General features: G+C 49.5%; 18 protein-coding genes. 12 read left to right on the forward strand and 6 right to left on the reverse strand.

Annotated features, from left to right (window positions below):
* Positions 1–384: 384 nt before the first annotated feature.
* Positions 385–1608: an MFS transporter gene (locus tag ACL2XM_RS03790; protein ID WP_410014337.1), complete on the reverse strand. Its 1224-nt coding sequence runs from the start codon at positions 1606–1608 to the stop codon at positions 385–387.
* 185 nt (positions 1609–1793) lie between these two features.
* A complete protein-coding gene (gene metG, locus ACL2XM_RS03795; protein WP_413723263.1) occupies positions 1794–3830 on the reverse strand; it encodes a methionine--tRNA ligase in 2037 nt (678 codons plus the stop codon).
* A 141-nt stretch (positions 3831–3971) separates the two neighbouring features.
* On the opposite strand from metG, the gene apbC reads away from it, so the two are divergent.
* A complete protein-coding gene (gene apbC, locus ACL2XM_RS03800) occupies positions 3972–5084 on the forward strand; it encodes an iron-sulfur cluster carrier protein ApbC (RefSeq protein WP_413732397.1) in 1113 nt (370 codons plus the stop codon).
* 448 nt (positions 5085–5532) lie between these two features.
* Here apbC and ACL2XM_RS03805 read toward each other — a convergent pair whose 3' ends face one another.
* The 3 genes from ACL2XM_RS03805 to ACL2XM_RS03815 all read right to left on the reverse strand — a co-directional run bounded on the left by ACL2XM_RS03805 (position 5533) and on the right by ACL2XM_RS03815 (position 8787).
* Positions 5533–6543: an NAD(P)-dependent oxidoreductase gene (locus ACL2XM_RS03805; protein ID WP_413723262.1), complete on the reverse strand. Its 1011-nt coding sequence runs from the start codon at positions 6541–6543 to the stop codon at positions 5533–5535.
* Positions 6544–6736: 193 nt separating this feature from the next.
* Entirely contained in the window at positions 6737–7738 is a 1002-nt protein-coding gene (locus tag ACL2XM_RS03810) for a sugar kinase (RefSeq protein WP_413732398.1), read from the reverse strand.
* Positions 7739–8124: 386 nt separating this feature from the next.
* The gene (locus ACL2XM_RS03815; protein WP_413723260.1) at positions 8125–8787 is read right to left on the reverse strand and encodes a phosphatase PAP2 family protein; all 663 of its coding nucleotides are present in this window, start codon (positions 8785–8787) and stop codon (positions 8125–8127) included.
* A gap of 245 nt (positions 8788–9032) precedes the next feature.
* On the opposite strand from ACL2XM_RS03815, the gene udk reads away from it, so the two are divergent.
* The 3 genes from udk to asmA all read left to right on the forward strand — a co-directional run bounded on the left by udk (position 9033) and on the right by asmA (position 12209).
* Positions 9033–9674: a uridine kinase gene (gene udk, locus ACL2XM_RS03820; RefSeq protein ID WP_410014345.1), complete on the forward strand. Its 642-nt coding sequence runs from the start codon at positions 9033–9035 to the stop codon at positions 9672–9674.
* A 76-nt stretch (positions 9675–9750) separates the two neighbouring features.
* Complete coding sequence (gene dcd / locus ACL2XM_RS03825) at positions 9751–10332, forward strand: dCTP deaminase (RefSeq protein WP_410014346.1); 582 nt, start codon at positions 9751–9753, stop codon at positions 10330–10332.
* Between the two features lie 44 nt (positions 10333–10376).
* The gene (gene asmA, locus ACL2XM_RS03830; protein WP_410014347.1) at positions 10377–12209 is read left to right on the forward strand and encodes an outer membrane assembly protein AsmA; all 1833 of its coding nucleotides are present in this window, start codon (positions 10377–10379) and stop codon (positions 12207–12209) included.
* Between the two features lie 72 nt (positions 12210–12281).
* Here asmA and ACL2XM_RS03835 read toward each other — a convergent pair whose 3' ends face one another.
* Complete coding sequence (locus ACL2XM_RS03835) at positions 12282–13862, reverse strand: TerC family protein (RefSeq protein ID WP_410014348.1); 1581 nt, start codon at positions 13860–13862, stop codon at positions 12282–12284.
* 1263 nt (positions 13863–15125) lie between these two features.
* Here ACL2XM_RS03835 and ACL2XM_RS03840 point away from each other — a divergent pair.
* The 8 genes from ACL2XM_RS03840 to wbaP all read left to right on the forward strand — a co-directional run bounded on the left by ACL2XM_RS03840 (position 15126) and on the right by wbaP (position 24950).
* Positions 15126–16268 carry a polysaccharide export protein gene (locus ACL2XM_RS03840; protein ID WP_413732400.1) on the forward strand — a complete coding sequence of 381 codons (1143 nt, stop codon included), beginning with the start codon at positions 15126–15128 and terminating at the stop codon, positions 16266–16268.
* A gap of 3 nt (positions 16269–16271) precedes the next feature.
* Positions 16272–16703 carry a protein tyrosine phosphatase gene (locus tag ACL2XM_RS03845; protein ID WP_413732402.1) on the forward strand — a complete coding sequence of 144 codons (432 nt, stop codon included), beginning with the start codon at positions 16272–16274 and terminating at the stop codon, positions 16701–16703.
* A gap of 12 nt (positions 16704–16715) precedes the next feature.
* Positions 16716–18893 (forward strand): polysaccharide biosynthesis tyrosine autokinase, encoded by a 2178-nt coding sequence (locus ACL2XM_RS03850; RefSeq protein ID WP_413732403.1) that lies wholly within the window; start codon positions 16716–16718, stop codon positions 18891–18893.
* Positions 18894–18998: 105 nt separating this feature from the next.
* A complete protein-coding gene (locus tag ACL2XM_RS03855; RefSeq protein WP_413732404.1) occupies positions 18999–20204 on the forward strand; it encodes an O-antigen ligase family protein in 1206 nt (401 codons plus the stop codon).
* 33 nt (positions 20205–20237) lie between these two features.
* Positions 20238–21095: a glycosyltransferase gene (locus ACL2XM_RS03860; RefSeq protein ID WP_413732405.1), complete on the forward strand. Its 858-nt coding sequence runs from the start codon at positions 20238–20240 to the stop codon at positions 21093–21095.
* 1 nt (position 21096) lies between these two features.
* Positions 21097–22284 (forward strand): glycosyltransferase, encoded by a 1188-nt coding sequence (locus ACL2XM_RS03865; RefSeq protein ID WP_413732406.1) that lies wholly within the window; start codon positions 21097–21099, stop codon positions 22282–22284.
* Positions 22285–22299: 15 nt separating this feature from the next.
* Positions 22300–23448 (forward strand): glycosyltransferase family 4 protein, encoded by a 1149-nt coding sequence (locus ACL2XM_RS03870; protein ID WP_413732407.1) that lies wholly within the window; start codon positions 22300–22302, stop codon positions 23446–23448.
* 71 nt (positions 23449–23519) lie between these two features.
* Positions 23520–24950, forward strand: a complete 1431-nt coding sequence (gene wbaP, locus ACL2XM_RS03875) for an undecaprenyl-phosphate galactose phosphotransferase WbaP (protein WP_413732408.1) — start codon at positions 23520–23522, stop codon at positions 24948–24950.
* The last annotated feature ends 2 nt before the right edge of the window (positions 24951–24952 follow it).

A 24952-nucleotide genomic window follows, 5' to 3' on the forward strand; every position in this document is an offset into this window, starting at 1 on the left:
CCGGGAGCGCTAACCGGGCCGGTGCATAACGGGGGAACTGGCGTCGGAAGGTATCGCGCAGCGACGCGCGATCTGCCGGGCGCGCGGAGGTCAAGGAGGCCGTCGCGGTACGGCCTCTTTGTCGCTTGCCGGCGCCCGGCACTACCTATGAACACCTCACGCATGGCAAGCGAAACCCCCTCGGGGCGACATAGGCCATGGCGCAAACGCCCCTCGGGGCGACATAGATCATGCCGCAAACAAAACCCCGTCGTCGCCGTGCTGTATGCCGGGTTTAAAACCGCGCTATAGCTCTGGACCATTCAATTGCGGCCTGCCCGCGCGGTCTGGCGGACGGATAATCACATGCTTTCTTCACTTTCCCGGCCAAAGACCGGGACGCAATCACAAAGAATGTGTTGTTACAGCGGCGCGGCGGGTGTGGTGAAACCCGCGGTGGAATAACCACAGGCTAAGCAGCGTGGCAAGTATCAAGACCATAAACAGCGAGACCGGCGGTGCATAGGTCAGGATGGCGCCGGTGAGCAGCGGATTGGCGGCGCCCCCGAGATTACCCAGGTTTTGCATGCCGTAATAACTGCCTTTTAAATGCGCCGGCGCGATAAAGTCGATAAACATATATTCCACCGGGATAATAATAATTTCCCCCAGCGAAAACAGGGCAACCGCGATCATCCATAGCGGCAGGGCATTGCCCGCCAGCATAAAGCCCAGCAGGCCAATAATAAAAAACAGGCTGCCCAGTAATAGCCACGGCATCAGGGTCTCGCGGCGGATATTACGGCTGACGGCATATTGCAGGGTGATGACGATAGCGGCGTTGACCGGCAGAATAATCCCCACCACCCGATAAGCAAACACAGCGTCGAACTCCACCATCAGGTATTGCGAAATACAGCTGGCGAACTGACTGCATACCAGGCTGCCGAGTGCGCCTCCCAGGGTAAAAAAAATCAGCCGCTTATCGTGGCGCAGCACGTCCAGGGTCGTACGGAAGTTGATTTTTTCCGTTACCGCCGCCACGTTATCATCCGCCCGGGCCGGCGGGCGGCCATAGCGCGGCAGCAGCATTGCCAGGGTCAGCGTGGCCGCGGCGGCCAGGACGCCGGATAAATAAAACGGCAGCACGGCGCTGCTTTTCGCCAATAACACGCTCAGCGGCGGGCCGATGGCCCAGCCGACGTTGATCAGGGTGTAATTAGCGGAAAACGCCTTGATGCGCCGCTCAACGGTCAGCCATTCGGCAATACTGGCCTTCAGGGTAATGGAGTACAGGCTGTACGCCGAATTAATCAGCGCCACCAGTATAATCATCGGCAACAAAGCGCCCCCGCCGAGCGGCAGCAGGAAAAACGCCAGGGCAAATACCATGATGGCGCAAATAATCAGGCGATTTTTATTAAACCGGTCCACCAGATAGCCGCCATACAGGCTAAAGATAATGCCCAGCGTCAGCCCCATACCCAGCACCAGGCCGATTTTTCCCGGCGGCATGCCGCCCTGCCTGGACAGATAGATGGCGATAAACGGCAGCGTCAGCCCGCGGCCGATGGTTAATATTAACGATGTGATTAACAACAGCCGGATAATGGGTGGGAATCCTTTCATGACCAATTTTCTCATGATAAATAATAAGGCGTACACCCAACCTTAATCTAAATTGCGCACCATGTGGAGTTAAATTGATAACGAAATGAAGGTATTAGGCTGCTGCCAAAAGGGGGGGGTTACACGGAAAATCTGCCGGGTCGCCGCAGAGTACCGCGACCCGGTTTTACACCTTGCTTAAGGAATTATTTAACCGCCATGCCCGGCAGGGCGCCGGCGTCGGGGCTAAGCAGGAATATATCGCTGCCGCCCGGTCCCGCCGCCATCACCATGCCCTGGGAGACGCCAAACCGCATCTTGCGCGGCGCCAGGTTGGCCACCATCACCGTCAGGCGGCCCTCCAGCGCCTGCGGATCGGGATAGGCCGCGCGGATGCCGGAAAAAACCTGGCGGGTTTCGCCGCCGATATCCAACGTCAGCTTCAGCAGCTTATCCGATCCATCCACCAGCTCGGCGCGCTTGATAAGCGCAATGCGCATATCCACCTTGGCGAAATCGTCAAAGGCGATGGTCTCAAGCAGCGGCTCATCCGCCAGCGGACCGGCGACGGCGGCCTTGGCGCCGGCGGCATCCGCTTCTTCCCTGGATTCGTTAACCATATTCGCCACGTGCGCGGGATCGATACGGCTGAACAGCGCCTTGAAGGTTGTAACCCTATGGCCCGTGAGCGGCGTGTGGATGCCGTCCCAGTCAAGCCGCACGTTCAGGAACGCCTCGGCGCGTTCCGCCAGCGACGGCAGCACCGGCTTGAGATAGGTCATCAGCACGCGGAACAGGTTAATGCCCATTGAGCAGATGTCCTGCAGATCCCCCTCGCGTCCCTCCGCTTTCGCCACCACCCAGGGCGCCTGCTCGTCCACATAGCGGTTGGCCAGGTCGGCCAGCGCCATGATTTCGCGGATGGCGCGCGAGGATTCACGGGCGTTGAACGCCTCGGCGATGCCGACGGCGGCATCGGTAAAGGTCTGATACAGCGCCGGGTCGGCCAGGGTATCGGCCAGACGGCCGTCAAAGCGCTTGGCGATAAAACCGGCGTTGCGCGAGGCCAGGTTAACCACCTTATTGACGATATCGGCGTTAACCCGCTGGACGAAGTCTTCCAGGTTCAGGTCGATGTCATCAATATGCGACGACAGCTTGGCGGCGTAATAATAACGCAGGCAATCCGCGTCAAGATGCTTAAGATAGGTGCTGGCCTTGATAAAGGTACCGCGCGATTTCGACATCTTGGCGCCGTTCACCGTCACATAGCCGTGGACAAACAAATTGGTCGGCTTGCGGAAATCGCTGCCTTCAAGCATCGCCGGCCAGAACAGGCTATGGAAATAGACGATATCCTTGCCGATAAAATGATACAGCTCGGCATCGGAACCCACGCGCCAGTATTCGTTGAAATCAATGTCGCCGCGTTTGTCGCACAGGTTCTTGAACGACCCCATATAACCGATGGGCGCGTCCAGCCAGACGTAGAAATACTTGCCCGGCGCATCCGGCACTTCAAAGCCGAAGTAGGGCGCGTCGCGGGAGATATCCCACTGCTGCAGGCCGGATTCAAACCATTCCTGCATTTTGTTGGCCACCTGCTCCTGCAGCGCGCCGGAGCGGGTCCAGGCTTTCAGCATATCGCTGAAGGCCGGCAGGTCGAAGAAGAAGTGTTCCGACTCCTTCATCACCGGTGTGGCGCCGGACACCGCCGATTTAGGATCAATTAAATCGGTCGGGCTGTAGGTGGCGCCGCACACTTCGCAGTTGTCGCCGTACTGATCGGGGGATTTGCACTTCGGGCAGGTGCCCTTGACAAACCGGTCCGGCAGGAACATTTCTTTTTCCGGGTCGAACAACTGGGAAATGGTGCGGGTCTTGATATAGCCGTTATCTTTCAGCCGATGGTAAATCAGCGTCGACAGCTCGCGGTTTTCATCACTGTGCGTCGAGTGGTAGTTATCATAGCTGACGCCGAAACCGGCAAAATCCTTCTGATGCTCCTGGTTCACTTCATCGATCATTTTTTCCGGCGCGATGCCTAGCTGCTGGGCCTTAAGCATGATCGGCGTGCCGTGCGCGTCATCGGCGCAGATGAAATAAACCTGATTGCCGCGCATTCGCTGAAAACGGACCCAAATATCTGCCTGGATATGCTCCAGCATATGGCCGAGATGAATTGAACCGTTAGCGTATGGTAACGCACAGGTTACCAATATTTTTTTCGCGACTTGAGTCATGTTGGGAATGTGCTTTTATCAGATGAAATAAAGAGTTTCGATGGTAACCGATAGCGACACCTCACGTAAACAAGCGCCGCCAGTTCTGTTATGCTATGGGCATCGGTTACCACCCCCAGAATGAGAAATTAAGGAGCCGTGATGAATCCTCCATCACCCGAACAGTCTACTCCCGAGGTGCTGCGCGCCCAGGTCGCCAAGGTGCTCGCCCGCTTCAAGCACCCCACGCTCAAACGCGGCCTGGCCGAACTCAAGGCGCTGAACCACTGCGCGCTGCTGGACGGCACGCTGCATATCGAACTTATCATGCCCTTCGCCTGGCACAGCGCCTTTGAGGAGCTGAAGGAATCCGCCAGCGCGGACCTGCTGCGCGTCACCGGGGCGCGGGCCATCGACTGGACGCTGGCCCACAATATCGCCACGCTCAAGCGGGTTAAGGATCAACCCGGGGTAAAAAACGTGCGCAACCTGATTGCCGTCAGCTCCGGCAAGGGCGGCGTCGGCAAATCCAGCACCGCGGTTAACCTGGCGCTGGCGCTGGCCGCCGAGGGCGCCCGCGTCGGCCTGCTGGACGCGGATATCTACGGCCCGTCGATTCCCGCCATGCTCGGCACCACCGAGGAACGCCCCACGTCGCCGGACGGCCAGCATATGGCCCCCATCATGGCGCACGGCCTGGCCACCAACTCCATCGGGTATATGGTAACGGAAGATAACGCCATGGTCTGGCGCGGGCCGATGGCCAGCAAGGCGCTGCTGCAGCTGCTTAACGACACCCTGTGGCCGGAGCTGGATTACTTGGTGCTGGATATGCCTCCGGGCACCGGCGATATCCAGCTGACGCTGGCGCAGAATATCCCGGTCACCGGCGCGCTGGTGGTGACCACGCCGCAGGATATCGCGCTGGCCGACGCGCGCAAAGGTATCGTGATGTTTGAAAAGGTCGGCGTGCCGGTGCTCGGTATCGTGGAAAACATGAGCGTGCATATCTGCAGCCACTGCGGTCACCTGGAGGCCATCTTCGGCACCGGCGGCGCCGAAAAACTCGCCGAGCAGTACCACTGCGCGCTGCTGGGGCAACTGCCGCTGCATATCAGCCTGCGCGAAGATCTGGACCGTGGCCAGCCGACGGTGGTCAGCCGGCCGGACAGCGAGTTCACCGAGCTCTACCGCCAACTGGCGGGACATGTGGCGGCGCAGCTGTACTGGCAGGGCGAGGTTATCCCCACCGAGATCGCGTTTAAGGCATTATAAGGGCAGAATAATCCGTGGCCGGCACGGGGTGATAAAAATGGATGACGTGCCGGACCACCGGTCCCTGCCCTTGACGTCGCCGGTGAGGCTATCTTCCTTACTTGCCCGGGTAACGGTAAGTTGAAAAAGGTATCTTACTAAAAGAAAGGAAAGATTTAACGCAAGCGGTCAAATTGCGGTCTTGGTTTGAGCATACAGTAATAAAAGGTTTTCATGACAGGATCCTGGCAGTTGATGCCGCTGTAGCGCTATGCTGTGCCAAAATGCCTGTCCCTGACCCTAAATGTATGACAGGCTCATTGATCGCGGCAACCGCCATAACGAACCGTCTTACGCTTGTTACCCGCAACACGAAAGATTTCGGATTAACCGGCGTAACGTTATTAAATCCCCGGCTGTGACGGCCAGTTGCCCCGCCGCCAGGGGCGGGGATTGATCGGGATTGTCGTTACATTCCCTTAAATTCATTGCCAGTAGCTGCCACGTTGCGCAACGCCCCAGGATTAACGCAGTTTTGAGTCACATCGCCCGCCAGCGCGGCAATCAGGTTGTCCACCGCGCAGGCCACCATGGCGTGGCGTGTTTCATGCGTTGCCGAACCGATATGCGGCAGCGCCACCACGTTGGGCAGCGCCAGGAGCGGCGAGGTGGCCGGCAGCGGCTCCTGCTCGAACACATCCAGCCCGGCGCCGCGTATCACGCCGTCTTGCAGGGCGCGTATCAGCTCCGGCTCATTGATGATTTTACCGCGCGAACCGTTAATCAGGATGGCGCCCGGCTTCATCTTGCTGATTTCGGCGTAACCGATCAATTTCTCGGTTTCCGGCAATAGCGGCAGCACCACGCAGACAAAATCCGCCTCGGCCAGCACCTGATCCAGGGTAGCGCGGCGGGCATGGAGCAGGCTCTCCGCCTGTTCGTTCACCTTATCATTGTAATACATCACCGGCATGCCGAATCCCAGATGCGCGCGTTTGGCCACCGCATACCCGATACGGCCCATGCCGAGGATGCCGATGGTCTTGCCGTTGACGTCGGTGCCGTAATATTCCTCGCCGATGCTGCGCCGCCATTCCCCGCGCTTCACCAGCTCCGCCAGCTCCACGGCGCGCCGGGCGCTGGTCAGGATCAGGGTGAAAATGGTGTCGGCGGTGGTTTCGGTCAATACGCCCGGGGTATGCATCAGGGTAATGCCCCGGCGCGTCAGTTCCGGCACGCTGAACTGATCATAGCCCACCGAAATGGTGGAAATGGCGCGCAATCCGGGCGCGGCATCAAGCAATTCGTTGCCGATGGGATGGCTGGCGCCGATCAGCCCCTGCGCATGGCGCAGGGCGGCTATGACCGCTTGCCGGTTGGCGTCGGTGATGCTGTCGAATCGGGTCAGGTTAAAAGCAGCCTGCAGCCGCGCCAGTTGATCGGCGGGAATGGTTTTATACAGGACGACGTTGGGTTTCATAACGATTCCTTTTGCAATTGGTTATCAGCCGCGCCCGGATTGCCGGACGGAGCCGTATGTCTGTGCCCCGGGCAGCTCCCGGGGCACAGCGGCGCCTGCCCGGCGGCAGGGGCGCGACGGTGGGGCCGGTATGACCCGCAGGTGCATTACCTCCGGCAGCCGCACGGCGTGTCGCGCGGTCTGGTGACGTCCTTTACGTCGTCAGTGCGCCGGCTGTACTATCCGCCATGGCCCGCGCCAGCTGCCGGCGATCCGGCAATCCTTCGCTGTCGCCGATAACCTGGATGGCCAGCGCGCCGATATGGTTGCCGCGCACAATCGCCTTATCAAGCGTCAGCCCCTCCAGCAGGGCGCTAACCACGCCCACCGCAAAACCGTCGCCGGCGCCCACGGTATCCACCACGTTAACCACCCGCACCGCAGGCACCACGCCCTCAGCACCGGCGTCGGTTTTATAATACGCGCCGTCCGCGCCGGTCTTGATCACCACCGCCCGCACACCGTGCGCCAGGTAGAAATCCGCAATCGCCTCAGGACTTTCGTGGCCGGTCAGGATCAGGCCTTCCTTAATTCCCGGCAGCACATAATCCGCGCTGAACGCCAGCGCATTCAGGCGGGATACCATCTCTTCCCGCGAGCGCCATAACACCGGGCGCAGGTTAGGGTCAAAGGAGATAGTCTTGCCGCGCTGCCTCATCCACTGCGCCGCATGGGCGGCCAGCTGATAAGATTCCGGCGACAGCGCCGCCGCCACGCCGCTGAGATGCAGATGCCGGGCGCCGCCGAAGTATTGCTCATCAAAATCCGCCGTGGAGAGCCGGCTGGCGGCCGAGCCCTTACGGAAGTACTCAACGGTGGGATCGGTTCCATCCTCCGCTTTGGATTTCAGCTGAAAGCCGGTAGGGTAGGCCGCATCCAGGGTGACCGCACGGCGGTCCACCTGCTCCGCATCAAGAGTATCCAGAATAAAACGTCCGAAAGAATCGTTGCCCAGACGGCTCACCCAGCCGGATTTCAGCCCCAGGCGCGCCAGGCCGATAGCGACATTCAGTTCGGCGCCGGCCGCGCGGCGGACATATTGGCTCACCGTGTGCAATTCACCGCCGGCGGTGGCGACAAACATGGCCATCGCTTCGCCGAAGGTCACCACGTCCAGGGTCTGGTCGTAGTCAGTAGGGATAGGGTTGCTGGACATAAAAGATACTCCTCAAGACATCAATACAGGGTGGCATCCGGGCGGGCGCCGACAGGGCAAACCTGGCAGCCGGCGCGGCAAATACGCTGAGAAGAGTATGGAACCGGTTCCATCGGCGATCTATCACCTCATGATAAAAATTTGAAGCGGATCACGATTTAATTACCAGCGGGTAATTCCTGGGATGCGAACAGGCATAAACAAGGAAGAAGAATGAAACGGCGCGCCGATACCCCAGACGGGAACGTGAAATACCCTGCCGCCGCTGCAGCGCCGGCGGGCGTGGCATGAAAGCCGCATTTCATGCTGAGAACACGTGGAATAAACGGCATTGCAACAGGCCGCCCAGGGCGATGCGGCCATGGGCTTCATAGCGGATAAAGGGCTTACTGCGGGGTGATCTGCACGGTATCCGGCAACGCCAGCCGCCCCTTGCCGTGCAAATCCGCGCGCGTATACACCCGCTCGATGGGCGCCACCGTCAAGGCTATCTGCTCCAGCAATCCCTGGGTCGGCGCTTTTTTCCCCTGGACGACCAGCAGCAGCGGCAGCAGCAGAACCGCGCTCAGTTGCCCGTAGGAGAGGGGACGGATAGCGGTCCGGCGGGAATACTGCATCAGCAGGAACGAGGTACTGATGGTAAAACCCAGCGCCAGCCCGGCGATCACCTCGGAAACCGAATGGGCATGAATAATCACGCGGGAAAATCCCACGGCCAGCGCCAGCAGATAACCGAAACACACCGCCGCCAGCCGCCAGCCGCGGGAGGCGCGGCTGGTCAAAATCCAGATCATCACCGGCCAGATGCTGGCGGAGAGCGCCGAATGGCCGCTGAAACCGGTAAAATCATACATTCTGCTGCCGACGCCCCAGCCCATAAAAGCCAGTTTCGATATCACGACCACGGCGCCCGCGGTAGCGAACAGCAGCAGCCACTGCAGGCTGGTGCGCCGGGTATCGGCTTTCCACAGCAGCAACATAACGATAATAACCGCGCAGGGCAGCAACAGCATGCTATCGCCAAAAAACGTCAACCAATGCCAATTCATCCAATACCGCTCGAAAGTAGATTAAAAATGCCGCTGTATATACCTTACGCAAACTTCCGGCCCCTCTCCAGCATGAATTATCTTAAAAGTGTGACATAAATCGCGGTAATCATCGGCCTAAACCGCGTAAAGCCACGTCAGATAAACGCTATTGCTGGCATCCGTTTCTCCCGCACTCTATAATTGCCGCGTCAAATGCGCCCCGGCGCAGCCCTTCATCTTTATAACACCAGGCCATTTATTGTATGACTGACAAGCCTCACCAGTGCGTCATTATCGGCATCGCCGGCGCCTCCGCCTCCGGGAAAAGCCTGATAGCCAGCACGTTGTACCAGGAACTTTGTGAGCAGGTCGGCGACGAACATATCGGCATTATCCCAGAAGACAGCTATTATCAGGATCAAAGCCACCTGACCATGAGCGAGCGGGTCAAGACCAATTATGATCATCCCAGCGCCATGGATCACAGCCTGCTGTTCCAGCATCTGCAGATGCTCAAGGCGGGCCAGGCCATCGAAATGCCGGTCTACAGCTATGTCGAGCACACCCGCCGGCCTGAGACCATCCATCTGCGTCCCAAGAAGGTGATTATCCTGGAAGGCATACTGCTGCTGACCGACCTGCGGCTGCGCACGGAAATGAATTTCTCAATTTTCGTCGATACGCCGCTGGATATCTGCCTGTTGCGGCGCATGAAGCGCGACGTCAATGAACGGGGCCGCGCCATGGATTCGGTGATGGAGCAGTATCAGAAAACGGTACGCCCGATGTTCCTGCAGTTTATCGAGCCTTCCAAGCAATACGCCGATATTATTGTACCCCGCGGGGGAAAGAACCGTATTGCCATCGATATCCTGAAGGCAAAAATCAGTCAGTTTTTTGAATAATCCCCCTAACGCAGGCGGGTAGGGTTCACGGCGCCGCCGGCGCTACGACCCCCAGAACGCTTATGGAGAAATAACGATGAGACTGTGCGACAGCGATATTGAAGCTTGGCTGGACGACGGCAGGCTGGATATCAGCCCGCGTCCGCCGGTGGAACGGATTAACGGCGCCACGGTCGATGTGCGCCTGGGCAATCAATTCCGGGTGTTCCAGGGCCATACCGCGGCCTTTATCGACCTCAGCGGCCCTAAGGAAGAAGTCTCGGCCGCGCTCGATCGCGTCATGAGCGATGAAATCGTGTTGCCGGAAGGCGGCGCCTTCTTTTTGCATCCCGCCGAACTGGCGCTGGCGGTCACTCTTGAATCCGTCACCCTGCCGGATAACCTGGTCGGCTGGCTGGACGGCCGCTCGTCCCTGGCGCGCCTCGGGCTGATGGTGCATGTGACCGCGCACCGCATCGATCCCGGCTGGCAGGGTAGGATCGTGCTGGAGTTCTATAATTCAGGTAAGCTGCCGCTGGCGCTGCGTCCGGGCATGCTTATCGGCGCGCTGAGTTTCGAGCCGCTGAGCGGCCATGCCGCGCGGCCGTATAATCGCCGCGAGGATGCGAAGTACCGCAACCAACAGGGCGCGGTGGCCAGCCGGATTGATGAGGATTAATTCCGTCAGACGAACTGTATGGCGCAGACTTTTTTGAGGATGGCATGAGACGATTTCTGACGACGCTGGTTATTTTGCTGGCGGTTTTGGTGGCAGGCACGACTGCGCTGGTGTTGCTGATCAATCCCAATGACTTTCGTAATTATATGGTCACCAAGGTTGAGCAGCGCAGCGGCTACCGGCTGCGCCTGGACGGCGATCTGCGCTGGCACGTCTGGCCGCAGCTCAGCATCCTGGCCGGCCGCATGACGCTCACCGCGCCCGGCGCCGCCGTGCCGGTGGTCAGCGCCGAAAATATGCGCCTTGATGTCCAGCTCTGGCCGCTGCTGTCCCACCAGCTCTCGGTAAAACAGGTACTGCTGAAGGGGGCCGTCATTACCATCACGCCCGACAGCGAAGCCCGCCGGCCGGAAAATGCGCCCATTGCGCCCGCCGGCACGCCCGACCTGGCGCCGCACTCAGGATGGTCCTACGATATCGCCAGTTTAAAGGTGACCGACAGCCTGCTTATCTGGCAACGGGAGCCAAACGAACAAATCAACCTGCGCGATTTCAACCTGGATGTGGAGCAAACGGCGGCGCGGCTGGCCAATATCACCTTCTCCAGCCGCATTAACCGCGATCAGCGCGACGTGGCGGTCTCCCTCAGCGGCAAAGCTGACCTGAGCCACTACCCGCGCCAGCTGGCCGCCAGCCTTGACCGTTTTAACTATGAACTCCACGGCCAGGGGTTACCGGCCGAGGGCATCAAAGGGCAGGGTAAATTCAGCGCCGACTATTCCGCCACCAACCAGACCGTCGAATTAAGCAACATGTCCTTCAGCGCCAACGACAGCGAGCTGGCGGGCCAGGCCAGCGCCAAACTGGGCGACGCGCCGGTTTATCAGCTCGACCTCACCGCCAAGCGCCTGAACCTGGACACGCTGCTGGGCATCAACGCCGGCGGCGGCAATGACACGCAAAGCCATCGCCACAGCGCCAAGCCGGTCATCGCCGCCATCGGTAAAGAGGAACAGCCGCTGGCGGTATTGAATGATTTCAACGGCCAGCTTAACCTCACGGCGGATCAGGTTATCTACCACGGGCTCAATATCACCGGCTTTAAAACCCAGGCGGATAACCGCCGCGGCCATCTGTCGATCAATACCCTGGGCGGAAAACTGGGCGACGGCGAATTCAGCCTGCCGGGCACGGTGGATACCACCGGCGCCAGGCCCCGTTTTGAATTAAACCCAAGCTTAAAACAGGTGGCGCTGGGACCGCTGCTGCAGGCATTTGCCCTGCCGCAGACCCTGACCGGACGGCTATCCGTGGACGGGCAATTGACCGGGCAGACCTTCAGTTTCCGGGATTTTGCCGAAAACTGGAGCGGCAAAGGCCGGATGCAGCTCGATGATGCCCGCCTGGAAGGATTGAATATCCAACAGCTGATTCAACGGGCTGTCGAGCGCACCAATAATAATGTCACGGCGCAAGAGCGCAACGAGACCTACTCAGCGGTAAAACAGCTTACCGCCGACGCCACGCTCGAGCGGGGCAATCTCCGGCTGAACAATCTGGCGGGAGACTCGGACCTGATGTCGCTGGCCGGCACCGGCGTGCTCGACCTGCCCGGCAGGCAGTGCGACGTAAACCTTAATATCCGGGTGCTCAAGGGCTGGCAAGGCGAGCCGCAGCTGACCGAGGCGCTGGTCAATACCGCCATCCCGCTGCGCGTCTACGGCCCCTGGGATAGCCTCAGCTATCAGCTGCACGTCGACCAGTTGCTGCGCGACCGCTTGCAGGACGAGCTAAAGAAACGCCTGGACGCCTGGGCGCAGAAAAACCAGGATCACCCGCAGAACAAAAACGTGCAAAAACTGCTGGATAAGCTGTAACGGGGCAGGGGACTAACGGAACGCGGGGGCCTAAGGCTTGTCATGGCTAAGCCCCCGCGCCGCCGCGTATTCTCAGACTTCGTATTCAGGTAACGTTTCGGGGGTGATGCGTACCTTTAATATCCGGTGGCTCTCTACTTCCAGAATCTCAAACAGATAATTATCAATACTCAAGGTATCGCCTTCCTTGGGGATCGCCTGCGTATGCTCCATCAGCAATCCCGCCAGCGTATGGTATTCCCGCCGCTCTTCCAGCGGAATACCGATATAGCCGACCAAATCCTCCAGCGGCAGGTACCCATTCACCGTCAGGGTGCCGTCATCATGCTGCACGATATCATGACGCGGGTCGATCTCTTCGTTTTCCAGCGGCAGGTTACCGGCAATGGTCTCCATCACATCGCTCAGGGTGATAATACCTTCCACCGACCCGAACTCATCGACGATAAACGCAAAATGGGTATGCGCCTCGCGAAACTGCTCCAGCGCCAGCAGCAGCGAGAGCTGTTCGGGAAACACCAGCGGCTGGCGGATCAGCGCGCGCAGATTCAGCGGCTCATTGCGCAACTGCTGGGTTAGCAGGTCGATAACGTGCACCACGCCCAACGGCTCATTGGACGCGCTGTCCTCGGTAATCACCAGCCGCGTATGCTGGTTATTTTCCAGCAGCGGGATTATCACCTCGGGCGGATCGCGCAAATCGATATGCTCGATATCATGACGCGAGGTCATCACGCTGCTCACGGTGCGCTGGGCCATGCCCAACACCCGCTCAATCATGCGCCGCTCCTGTTCGTTAAACACCTCCTGACCCTCGCCGTCACTGTCGGCAATCAGGGAGGACGTCTGCGCGTCCAGCTGCGCTTCTTCGTGTTTGCCGTTCAGCATGCGCAGCACCGCCTCGGCGGTACGCTGGCGCAACGGCACGCTGGAGGATAAAAACCGCCGCCGGTTAAACTGCGCCAGCTGGTTCAACGCCTCTATGGCCACCGAGAAGCCGATGGCGGCGTACAGATAGCCTTTGGGAATATGATAACCAAAGCCATCCGCCACCAGGCTAAAACCAATCATCAGCAGAAAACTTAAACACAGGATCACAATGGTGGGATGGGCGTTGATAAAACGGGTCAGCGTCTTGCTGGCCAGCATCATCACGCCAATGGCCACCGCCACCGCCGCCATCATCACCGCCAGCTGATCCACCATGCCCACCGCGGTAATCACCGAATCTATGGAGAACACCGCATCCAGGATCACGATTTGCGTGACGACCGGCCAAAAGCGCGCGCCCTTGCGCTGTGTCTGCGTCTCTTCATCCTTGCCTTCCAGACGCTCGTTAAGCTCCATGGTGGCTTTGAAGATCAAAAACACACCACCGGCCAGCATAATAAGGTCGCGGGCGCTGAAAGGGTGTCCGGAGACGCTAAACAGCGGTGCGGTCAACGACACCAGCCAGGACATCGACGCCAGCAGCACCAAACGCATCAGCAGCGCAAACGCCAGGCCCACTATTCTTGCCCGATCCCGCAGGCTCGGCGGCAGCTTCTCCGCCAGGATGGCGATAAACACCAGATTGTCGATGCCCAACACCAGCTCCAGCACGATAAGCGTCGCCAGGCCTGCCCAAATCGTCGGATCGGCGATCCATTCCATAATCGTTACTTTACCTATATCAAAGACTGTCTCAGGGGAATGATGGGAGGTAACGCGGCAAAACTCAACCGATCATTACATCCGGCGGCGATAACAGAGAGGTGATGGAGCTACAAAAGGATAAAAATGATATATGGACAAAACATTAGCGTCATTAATTAATATGCAACACCTATCACTGACTTGCAGGTTGAACTAACTCAAACTGGTTATTATCTAGTTGCTTTATTAATGTTAATAAGCTGCTAAATGGATGCGCTTCGCTTAAAGAGTATGCTGGATAAGAAATTGTTATTTCTCAAGCAGATCGCAAGCATAAACCGCGGAAGTGGTGAAATTATAGGCAATTGTCGTCTTGGCGCAACAAACCTGAGGGTAGTCTTATTCCTAAAACGTGGCGCAGGGGTCATCGAAACCTTGTAAAGAGATAATTAATAATTAGTATAACAATGATGAGGCATATGTTGTGCCAATTATATTGTTTTTGGTCAAAAGATAGGCATGGAAAGTGCGGTTTTGTGACTGACCGCGCACAAAGATACGTGAACCACTGCAGATTTTGACCTAAAAACGACCGGAACCCGATAAAAAAGACCACCAGTGCATTGGTAGCTACAAGCCAAGGGCGGTAGCGTGTTTTTACGTAACCAAGGCACAAGTATATCCCCCAGCCTCAAACGGACCGGTAATCAAACTGCGCTCTGGTCAGTCAACCGGTAAACGTGCGCGCCATGTCAATGTCATCAATAGGCAATGTGCCTATGGCTTCGGTTTAGCGGTAGTACTTAAAGACACAATATTGGCTAAAAAATGACCTGTCCTTTGACTGGAATTGAATGTTCATGGGTATCGGCCGATGGGATAAAAGCTTTAGCGATAAATAAATTTGTTACTCAGAAGAAATTCTGCTGTTTTTTGCTGACAAATCCAGCATTCCTCAAAAGAAGCGGCTATTCTCTATGCTGAACAGGGACAAGTGTAGCATCTGGCGGTTCGTAATTGATTACCGGATCAAATTTGAGTTAGAGAATAAGGTTTATAGTTGAATTTATCTGCTATTTTTGGTCAATTAGTTGTACCGCTATTTAAGTGCTGTGCGTTTCAAAGTGAGGCCGTGATAGCGAACAGGCAGGGCATAGTAAGTGAAAAGAGGAACAGCGCTAAGTTTTGGGGCTTTTTGGCATTAACATCCTTGCGTAAGGCGATAACCAAAGACATGGATACGCTTTTTACCCGAGCAACAGCGATAGTGATGATAACTCAATGATGAAAACAAAACTTAAGTTGATGCCGCTTTTGGTGTCGGTTGTGCTGATCAGCGGATGTACAGTTGTACCTGGTTCAAATATGACAACGCGTGGCAAAACAGTAATAAAATCAGATGATTCAGATTTTGATATCGGCAAGTACGTGAATGTTTTTCCCATGACCCCCTCTTTGATTGATCAGTTACGATCAAAGCCGGTCATTGCGCAAAACAACACTTCACTTGATCAAGAACTACAAAACTATGAGTATCGGATTGGCGTCGGTGATGTCCTGAGCGTAACGGTATGGGATCATCCTGAGCTAACCACCCCCTCCGGGACATATCGTAGCGCGAGTGATGCAGGGAATTGGGTGCATTCAGACGGCACAATCTTTTACCCTTATATTGGGAAAGTAAAAGTCGCTGGTAGGACAGTAACAGAGGTCAGAACCGAGATATCAGGAAGGCTTGCTCAGTACATTGAGAGCCCCCAGGTTGATGTAAATATTGCTACATTCAGGTCGCAAAAGGCCTACGTTACGGGTGAAGTAAGCAAATCAGGTGAGCAGGCTATTACTAACGTGCCATTGACTATACTTGATGCCGTTAATAAAGCTGGCGGTTTAACTACTGATGCTGATTGGCGAAATGTTGTATTGACTCATAACGGCAAGGAGCAAACGATATCTCTGCAAGCGTTAATGCAGAATGGGGATTTGAAACAAAACCATCTGCTCTATCCTGGAGATATCCTGTTTATCCCTCGTAATGACGATCTTAAAGTGTTCGTTATGGGAGAAGTGGGCAAACAATCCACGCTGAAAATGGATAGAAGCGGGATGACCCTTACTGAAGCTTTAGGCAATGCTAACGGCTTAAGTCAAACGACTTCAGATGCGACGGGAATATTCGTTATTCGCCCTATTCGATCTGGGGGACAAAGTACAAAACTGGCAAATGTTTATCAACTTGACTTATCAGATGCGACATCATTGATACTCGGCACTGAATTTAAACTGCAGCCTTATGATATGGTATATGTTACAACAGCGCCAATTACTCGCTGGAATAGAGTTATTGGGCAACTAGTGCCAACAATCAGCGGCGTTCGTAGTGTTTCCGATGGCACTCGCAATGCAGGTGTATGGTCTGAATGATATATGTTCGATAAAATACTGGTCGTTTGCACAGGTAATATATGCCGTTCGCCAATGGGTGAAAGATTGCTTAAAAAATACTTGCCTGATAAAACAATAAGTTCAGCGGGTGTTCAAGCATTGACCGGACAGGGAGCAGATGGAGTCGCAATTGAAGTGGCTTTCACTCAACAGCTTTCATTGGAGGGGCACTCTGCACGTCAACTTACCCAGAAGCTTTGTCAAGATTATGATTTAATTCTAGTTATGGAAAAAAGGCACGTAGACGAGGTTTGTAAAATAGCTCCTGAAGCGAGAGGCAAAGTGATGCTATTCGGTCATTGGGTTTCGAAAGAAATCCCTGATCCATACAAAAAAAGTCGAGAAGCTTTCCAGTATGTCTATCAACTGCTTGAGGATGCTGCACAGAAATGGGCTCAGGCACTAAATCGCTAATCAAGGACCGCAATGATTGATAAAAATAAACCCGCGTTATCAATTGGTAACAGCGATGAAATAGATATAGGACGTATTGTAGGTACTCTGGTCGATGGTAAGTGGCTAATCGTTGCTATCACGCTTCTATTTGCTGCGCTTTCCCTCATCTACATCTTAATTACTCCTCCTACGTATAGATCAGACGCCGTAATTCAAGTAGAAAAGGATCCCCAAGCTTCATTACTTGATTCTATCAGTGCAGCCTTACCTAACGCACCACCCACCTCAGCAACTGAAATCCAATTAATGTTATCCCGCATGGTCATTGGTAAGACAATTAATGATTTAAACCTTGACACTACGGTAACAAAAAATTACTTACCTGTCATTGGGTATGCTTACGCAAAAATCGCAGGAGATACCAGCACGGGACCGGCAATAAGTATATTCCAAGTGCCTGATACTTTGCTAAATAAACCGTTTACACTTAAAGTTGCTAACGATAAAGAATATATTCTTACTGATGGTAAGGGGAGTACCGTTATTCATGGTATTGCGGGTCAAGCAATAAGCGGCCAAGGAATAACTATTCTGGTCGATTCGCTAAATGATAGTCCTAATACTGAATACACAATTACTAAACGGCCTTTTCTAAGCATTTACAATGGCATTGTAGGCGTTCTGAATATAGCGGATAAAGGGTTAAATACAGGAGTATTAGGTTTAAGTTATGATAATACTGATCCTGCTCGCGCGACTGTTATTTTAGAAAGTATTTCGGAAAACTATGTTCTTCAGAATATCACCCGTAAGACCGAGGTGGCAGCAAAGAGCTTAGCCTTTATAAACCAACAATTACCTCAAATCAGCGATAAACTGAATACTGCTGAAAATAAATTAAATGATTTTCGGCGTAGTAATGATTCTGTTGACCTATCAATCGAAGCAAAATCTGTTTTAGATACTATAGTCCAGCTTGATGGGCAAATTAACGAACTTACTTTCAAAGAAACTGATATCTCTAAGCTTTATACGCCAGATCATCCAGCTTATCGCGCTTTACTTGAAAAGAAAGCTGTTCTTCTTAAAGAGAAAGAAAGACTTAATAAAAGAGTTGAGTCATTGCCTCAAACTCAGCAAGATATTTTGCGGTTGAATCGTGATGTGCAAGTCAATCAGCAAGTTTATATGCAGTTATTGAATCGGCAGCAAGAGCTCAATATAGCGAAAGCCAGTGCAGTTGGCAGCGTTAGAATAATCGACCCTGCGGTAACCCGTTTAAGTCCGGTTGCGCCACAAAAAATGATTATTTTGCTCGTCTTTATAATCTTAGGTGCTTTTCTATCTTCAGCATATCTCTTGGTGAGAAGAGCATTGCACAAAGGAATAGAAGGTCCAGAGGCTCTTGAAGCTAATGGAATAAATGTTTATTCAAGTATTCCTCTTTCAGAATGGCAAAAAAATGCGGATAAGAAGGTTTTAAGTCGCGGGAATAAAGATATAAAAAGTAGCGAACTTCTCGCAACCGGTAATCCTACAGATCTTGCCATCGAGGCCATAAGAAGTTTGCGAACAAGCCTACATTTCGCGATGATGGAGGCAAAAAACAAAACTCTGATGATATCAGGCATCAGCCCTGGAATTGGTAAGTCCTTTATTAGCAGTAATTTGGCAGCTGTTTTAGCGCAAGCGGGACAAAAAGTATTGCTGATTGATGCCGATATGAGAAAAGGCTATCTGCATTCGATCATGAATGTTGGCAGTAATAATAAAGGGCTTTCAAATTTGCTATCAGGTCAGTTTGCGCATACTGAGGTCCTTTACGATGTACCAAAAGTGCCAGGCCTAAGTGTTATACCACGAGGACAAATACCACCTAACCCTTCAGAGCTATTGATGAATAAACGCATGCAGGAGCTTTTGGAGTGGGCGGATAGTCGATATGATATCGTCATCGTCGATACCCCTCCAGTTTTAGCTGTGACAGATGCTGGAATTATTGGGAGTCATTGCGGAACAACATTGCTCGTTGCGCGCTTTGAAGAGAACACTGTTAAACAAGTAGAAGTTAGTATACGCAGGCTAGAGCAGAATGGCATTGAAACGAAAGGGGTCATCCTTAACGCAATAGTTAGGCGCGCATATGCATCATATGGAAATGATAATTACGGATATTATCAGTATTCATATGAAAGTAAAAAAGATTGATAAGCATGATATTGGCGGCCTATTGGCCGCTACAAACTCAGGTGCTAATCAGGTTACCGATCTGGAAATCGGACCGGTTTCATCAGATGATGAAAAGGAATTAGCGTGACAAATATAATTAAAATCATAGTTTTGCTTTCGGTAATTTTTTCGATAACAAATTATGTACCTGTCAGTGTTGCCGTAATTTTACTACTCCCCTTGGCGTTAATTACACTTTTTTATAAAAGCAACTACCCACAAATTTCAAAAATAGAATTATATTTAATTCTATTGTTTGTTTACGTTCTTTTATCTACTGCACTTTATGATCCAACCTCTTTTACAGACTTTGACTTTTATAGACGTGATGGAAATTTTATAATCAGCTATCTAGTCCTATTCGTTTTTATTTTTATGCCAATGAATATCAATTTTGATTTATCAAAAATCAAAAGGTTGATATTCCCCTTTTTTACCTTAATATCAGCTATAGCGTACGTAATTATGCCAACCGAAATTGGCGGAGTACATCACCTGCTATTTATTTCCCATAATGCTGCGGGCGGTTTTTACTCAGTGGTTGGTGGGCTGGCAGTTGGCTTTTTTCTTACAGAACGTAAATGGCCATATGCATTTTATACGCTAGTTTTTTTATTTTTGCTTAATGCAACTGATTCTCGAGGAAGTATTCTAGCCCTGATTTGTGCGGTGGGGTATTATTTTATAAAATTCAAAAGGCCAGCAGTTGTTTTTATAGCATTTTTATTCGTGCAAATTGCAATAGTAATGTATACCTATGATAGTTGGCTTTATACCGGGCAAGTTTATGCCAGCGACCAAGTCCCAGTGCAAGGATTAATGATTGATTTCCAAAGGGCTAATACTTTTATCACGCGGATATTTTATTTATGGCCAAGGGCATGGGACAATTTTTTACACTCTCCCATAGTTGGTACAGGATTTGGCAGCTATGACGATCGATATTATCAATATGTGACTGTAATACCACATTTTTTATCGATAAAGGAAGGCCAAGTTATTGCACACTCTGACGCCCATGCACACAACTCTCTGTTTAATATTTTAGGAGAATTAGGTATTGTAGGTCTGGGCTTGTTTATTCTTTTATTTAATGAAATAAGAAAAAAAATCGTAGAGATAACAATAGCTGATAATAAATTAGGTAATGCCTTAGCAATTGCTTTTTGGACATGTATTTTTTCGTCAGCGACAGAACATAGAATAACAACACCATCGCAAATGCTTCCTTTCTTTTTATTTTTCGGGATGGCATATGTTAAATACTGTAAAGAGAAAAGTATTAACTGAAGGTGATCAATTAATATTTAGAGGAGGGTTAATATGCAAGAAGCTGTCAGTGTCTATATACCAACGCATAACAGACCAGATTTCCTTGACCGCGCTTTAAATTCTTTGTGTGAACAAAATTATAAAAATCTACAGGTTCTTGTTTGCGACGACGGTTCTCAAAAAAGCTATTATCAAGTAATCGAAAAATATAAAAATAAATTCACTGACTTTATATGCGTTAAAAATGAAGAACCTAAAGGTGCATGTTTTTCTCGAAATCGTTTAATTGAGATGGCTGATGGAAAATATATAACTGGCCTAGATGATGACGATGAATTTTTGCCAAGCAGAATAGATATATTTGTTAACGCAACGGAGAAAAGTAAATATGCTTTCCTGTGTGCCGGACATGTTACTAAAACCAAGAAAGGAAAATTCAAACAACCAATGAAAGCGGGAGTTATTACATTAGATGACATGTTAAATAGGAATTATGTTGGGAATCAGATATTTACTGAAACTTCCTTGATAAGGGAATTAGGTGGTTTTGATGTATCCCTACCTTCATGGCAAGACTATGATGCTTGGTTAAGAATGTGTAAAGAGTATGGCAGCGGTTTTAAACTTGAGGCTTATACATATCAATTGAATATAGATCATGAAGAAGGCCGTATTAGCGACTCTCCAAAGGCCAAACAGGGTTATGAAATGTTCATAAAAAAACATGGCTACTTAATGAATGAAGCGAACCTTGCTAGCCTTTTTTTCCAAGATAAAGTAAATCGAAAACAAGATATCACCATTTCAGAACTATTATCGCATTTTAATGGCGATACATTCAAAATGTATTGTAAAAATAAAATTAATACTACATTTCCATTTATAAAGCAGATAATTTACCGGCCTTAATATGATCAAAAAAGATGAAACTATGAAAATAAAAATTCTTCATATTGCTGATTCAATTAATGGGGGTGGGGCTGAAGCAGTATTGAGGGATACCATTAAAGCAGCAAATAATTTAGGCTTTGAAAACAAGCTATTTATATCTAATGGCAAAACTTCTCCACTCAGCTATATATTTTCATTTAATAATTTTTTTAAGCTATATAAAAATCTCAGCGTCATTAAACCAGATATCATACACTTGCAAAACTATTATCATTATTTAAGTCCAAGCATTTTATTCGCGATTAAAAGATATAAGAAAAAAAACAATTGCAAAATAATATTCACTGCCCATGACTATCATTTAATTTGCCCAAATAGTGGCTTTCAGCACTTTAGGAACCATAAACGAATTAATATGAATGAAGAAGTGAAGGAACAAAATATTTTTTTTCGATATGATCATCGTTCAATTTCACATTCATTGCTTAAGATATTGCAATTTTATATAAACTATAAAATATTTCATTTGCAAGAAGTAATTGATGTCATAATTTCTCCCAGTAATTATTTGATTAAGTTATTTAGAAATTATGGAATTAAGCAAAATACATATTTGATAAGAAATCCAATTGATTTTTCATCCTATATTAGGAATGATAAAGATAATTATACTTACCCTACAGCATCAAATGTAACTACCAAATTTGTGTTTATGGGCAGAGTTACTGAAGAAAAAGGGATTTCAGCGTTCATTGATTTATTGAATGAAAATTCTGCTGGTAACTATGAGTTACACATATTTGGTGAAGGAGAAGAATTGCATTTGCTCAAGGAGAAAGGTTTAAGGCGAGGCGTTAAACTTTTTTTCCATGGCTTTAAAAAAAGAGAAGAATTGCCAACATTAATTACCCTCTACGATATATTTGTATTGCCTTCGCTATGGGTTGAAAATGCTCCTTTGTCAATTATCGAATCAGCAAAAGCCGGTCTGCCGATATTAGTTCCAGAATACGGTGGTATGAAAGAGATGGCTGCTCTTACCAAATATTATGCTTTTTTTTCTTATCAAAATAGTGACTTGATATATGAGTTTGATAACAAAATCGAAAATCTTAAGAATAATACTGGTAAAAATTATATTTTACATGAACAGGAGTTTATGTTCTGTACCTTCCAAAAGAAGCTGAAAGAAGTATATATGTCATAATAATTAGGGGAAGAAATGATTAATAAACGTAAAATAGCAATAATTCATGATTGGTTAGTAAATCCTGGTGGGGGAGAAAAAGTTTTAGAAAAAATAATAAGTATATATCCACATGCAGATTTATTCAGTTTGGTAGATTTTTTAGATGATAAAAACCGCGCATTAATTAGTAATAAAATCGTCAAAACATCTTTTATTCAGAGACTACCCTTTGCTAAGAGTAAATATAGAAGTTACTTACCTTTAATGCCATTAGCGATTGAGCAATTTGATATGAATGGATATGACCTTGTAATAAGTAGCAGTCATGCTGTTGCTAAAGGTATTATTACAGGTCCTAACCAATTACATATTTGCTATTGTCATACTCCAATACGCTATGCGTGGGACATGCAAGGACAATATCTAAAAGAAAGTAAGCTTGAAAAAGGATTGAAAAGCTGCCTTGCTAGATGGATATTACATAGAATCCGATTGTGGGATTACCGTACTGCTGCTGGGGTAGATTATTTTATTGCAAACTCAAAATATATCGCCAGACGAATTCATAAAGTTTATAACAAAAAAGCTGATGTTATATATCCCAATGTTGCAGTTAATGATTTTGAAAGCATCAATGAAAAAGAAAATTATTATTTCACAGCATCACGAATGGTTCCGTATAAAAAAATTGATTTAATTGTCAGAGCGTTTAACAAAATGCCGGATAAAGCGCTAGTGGTTATTGGTGAAGGGCCACAGTACGAAATGGTAAAAAAAGTTGCGGCTAAAAATATTACATTGCTAGGTTATCAAGATTTTGAAATTTTGAAAGAAAAAATGTCTCATGCTAAAGCATTTGTATTTGCTGCAGAGGAAGACTTTGGGATTATCCCTGTAGAAGCGCAAGCATGCGGAACGCCAGTTATTGCCTTTGGTAGAGGTGGGGCGCTAGAAACGGTAATCCCGGTTGGCCGTGAAGATCCTACGGGGATTTTTTTTGATGAACAAACAGAAGATTCGATTATAGATGCCGTTAACCGCTTTGAAATAGTGAGGCCAGAGATAACGTCTGAAGCATGCAGAAAAAATGCTAATAGATTTTCTGATGAAAGATTTATAAATGAATTTAAAGATTTTGTAGAAGATAAATGGGCGCAATTTGAAAATATGAAATTTACTTAAAATTAATTGTAAAACCATGACAATCCTTGCCTTCATAAGTTTAAATAGCTTATAACACAAAGAGATATAAAATGTCTGCAAAATATATAAGCCTAAAAACATATGGCTCCAAAGCGTTTTTGGCTGCGTCTGATTTCATATTTTTTAATCTTTCTGCTTATATAGCCATATGGATAATTCATCAGTTTTTTAAAAAAGATAATTTCCTTGAAGCATTTGAAGTTAAAACGTTTACCTCAATCCATTTACTCCTCTCAGTAGTTTGTGTTGGGTGGTTCTGGGTGCGCTTAAGACATTATACCTACCGAAAACCATTCTGGTTTGAGTTAAAAGAAATCTTTCGGACTTTGCTTATTTTTTCAGTTATCAGCCTAGCATTAGTTGGATTTGCAAAAGAAGAATTATCAAGATATATATGGTTGGTTGCATGGCTATTGGTAATGGTACTCGTCCCCTTAGGCAGATCTCTGGTTAAACGAGTTTTAAATATATTCGGTTGGTGGCTTAAACAAACTATTATTATTGGTAACGGAAAAAACGCTTATGAGGCATATCAAGCTTTGCAAAGCGAGGAAGTATTAGGCTTTAGGGTAGAGGGGTTTTATAGTATTGATGATAGCAAATCCTCGCCTGTGGATACTATCCCTCTTATTAAATCAGAAGAAGCATTATGGAATGCCACTGACCCCGCTAACACTCAATTCATCGTTGCCTTAGAATATGAGCAAAATTTAGTGAGGGATTATTGGCTTAAATTTTTAGCAAAAAATAACTGCCGTTCTGTATCTGTTATACCCACATTACGTGGAGTGCCGCTTTATGGCACAGATATGTCATTTATTTTTAGTCATGAGGTCATGATATTGCGAGTCAGCAATAACTTGGCCAAAAGGACATCGAGATTCATAAAAAGGGCCTTTGATATTTTTGGTTGTGTCCTAATACTTCTTTTTTTAGCACCAATACTATTAATAATAATGAAGATGGTGGCAAAAGATAAAGGGCCAATATTTTATGGACACGAGCGTGTAGGTATGAATGGCGCCAAATTTAAATGCTATAAATTTCGATCTATGGTCGTTAATTCAAAAGAAGTTTTAGAAAAACTTCTGGCGTCAGATATCAATGTCAGAACTGAATGGGAACGAGATTTTAAATTAAAAAATGATCCGCGTGTAACCAAAATAGGTGCTTTCCTGAGAAAAACTAGCTTGGATGAACTACCACAACTCTGGAATGTTTTAGAAGGTAATATGAGTCTTGTAGGGCCTAGGCCAGTAATTGAAGAGGAGCTGGAACGTTATGCAGGAGATGTTGACTATTATCTTATGGCTAAACCTGGAATGACTGGACTTTGGCAAGTCAGCGGGCGCAGTGATGTAGATTATGAAACGCGTGTCTATTTTGATGCATGGTATGTCAAAAACTGGTCATTATGGAATGACATTGCCATATTATTTAAGACTGTAAAAATAGTGCTCAAAAAAGACGGGGCTTATTAGAT

The sequence above is a fragment of the Sodalis sp. RH20 genome, assembly GCF_047324205.1.
Taxonomy (GTDB): domain Bacteria; phylum Pseudomonadota; class Gammaproteobacteria; order Enterobacterales; family Enterobacteriaceae; genus Acerihabitans.

Excerpts from the sequence above, each read along its gene's own strand:
- ACL2XM_RS03810 (WP_413732398.1), bottom strand. The coding sequence starts at position 7,738 with ATGTCCAGCAACCCTATCCCTACTGACTACGACCAGACCCTGGACGTG.
- metG (WP_413723263.1), bottom strand. The coding sequence starts at position 3,830 with ATGACTCAAGTCGCGAAAAAAATATTGGTAACCTGTGCGTTACCATAC.
- ACL2XM_RS03815 (WP_413723260.1), bottom strand. The coding sequence starts at position 8,787 with ATGAATTGGCATTGGTTGACGTTTTTTGGCGATAGCATGCTGTTGCTG.
- wbaP (WP_413732408.1), top strand. The coding sequence starts at position 23,520 with ATGTCTGCAAAATATATAAGCCTAAAAACATATGGCTCCAAAGCGTTT.
- dcd (WP_410014346.1), top strand. The coding sequence starts at position 9,751 with ATGAGACTGTGCGACAGCGATATTGAAGCTTGGCTGGACGACGGCAGG.
- udk (WP_410014345.1), top strand. The coding sequence starts at position 9,033 with ATGACTGACAAGCCTCACCAGTGCGTCATTATCGGCATCGCCGGCGCC.
- ACL2XM_RS03845 (WP_413732402.1), top strand. The coding sequence starts at position 16,272 with ATGTTCGATAAAATACTGGTCGTTTGCACAGGTAATATATGCCGTTCG.
- asmA (WP_410014347.1), top strand. The coding sequence starts at position 10,377 with ATGAGACGATTTCTGACGACGCTGGTTATTTTGCTGGCGGTTTTGGTG.
- ACL2XM_RS03790 (WP_410014337.1), bottom strand. The coding sequence starts at position 1,608 with ATGAAAGGATTCCCACCCATTATCCGGCTGTTGTTAATCACATCGTTA.
- ACL2XM_RS03870 (WP_413732407.1), top strand. The coding sequence starts at position 22,300 with ATGATTAATAAACGTAAAATAGCAATAATTCATGATTGGTTAGTAAAT.
- ACL2XM_RS03835 (WP_410014348.1), bottom strand. The coding sequence starts at position 13,862 with ATGGAATGGATCGCCGATCCGACGATTTGGGCAGGCCTGGCGACGCTT.
- ACL2XM_RS03860 (WP_413732405.1), top strand. The coding sequence starts at position 20,238 with ATGCAAGAAGCTGTCAGTGTCTATATACCAACGCATAACAGACCAGAT.
- ACL2XM_RS03865 (WP_413732406.1), top strand. The coding sequence starts at position 21,097 with ATGATCAAAAAAGATGAAACTATGAAAATAAAAATTCTTCATATTGCT.
- ACL2XM_RS03805 (WP_413723262.1), bottom strand. The coding sequence starts at position 6,543 with ATGAAACCCAACGTCGTCCTGTATAAAACCATTCCCGCCGATCAACTG.
- ACL2XM_RS03850 (WP_413732403.1), top strand. The coding sequence starts at position 16,716 with ATGATTGATAAAAATAAACCCGCGTTATCAATTGGTAACAGCGATGAA.
- ACL2XM_RS03840 (WP_413732400.1), top strand. The coding sequence starts at position 15,126 with ATGATGAAAACAAAACTTAAGTTGATGCCGCTTTTGGTGTCGGTTGTG.
- apbC (WP_413732397.1), top strand. The coding sequence starts at position 3,972 with ATGAATCCTCCATCACCCGAACAGTCTACTCCCGAGGTGCTGCGCGCC.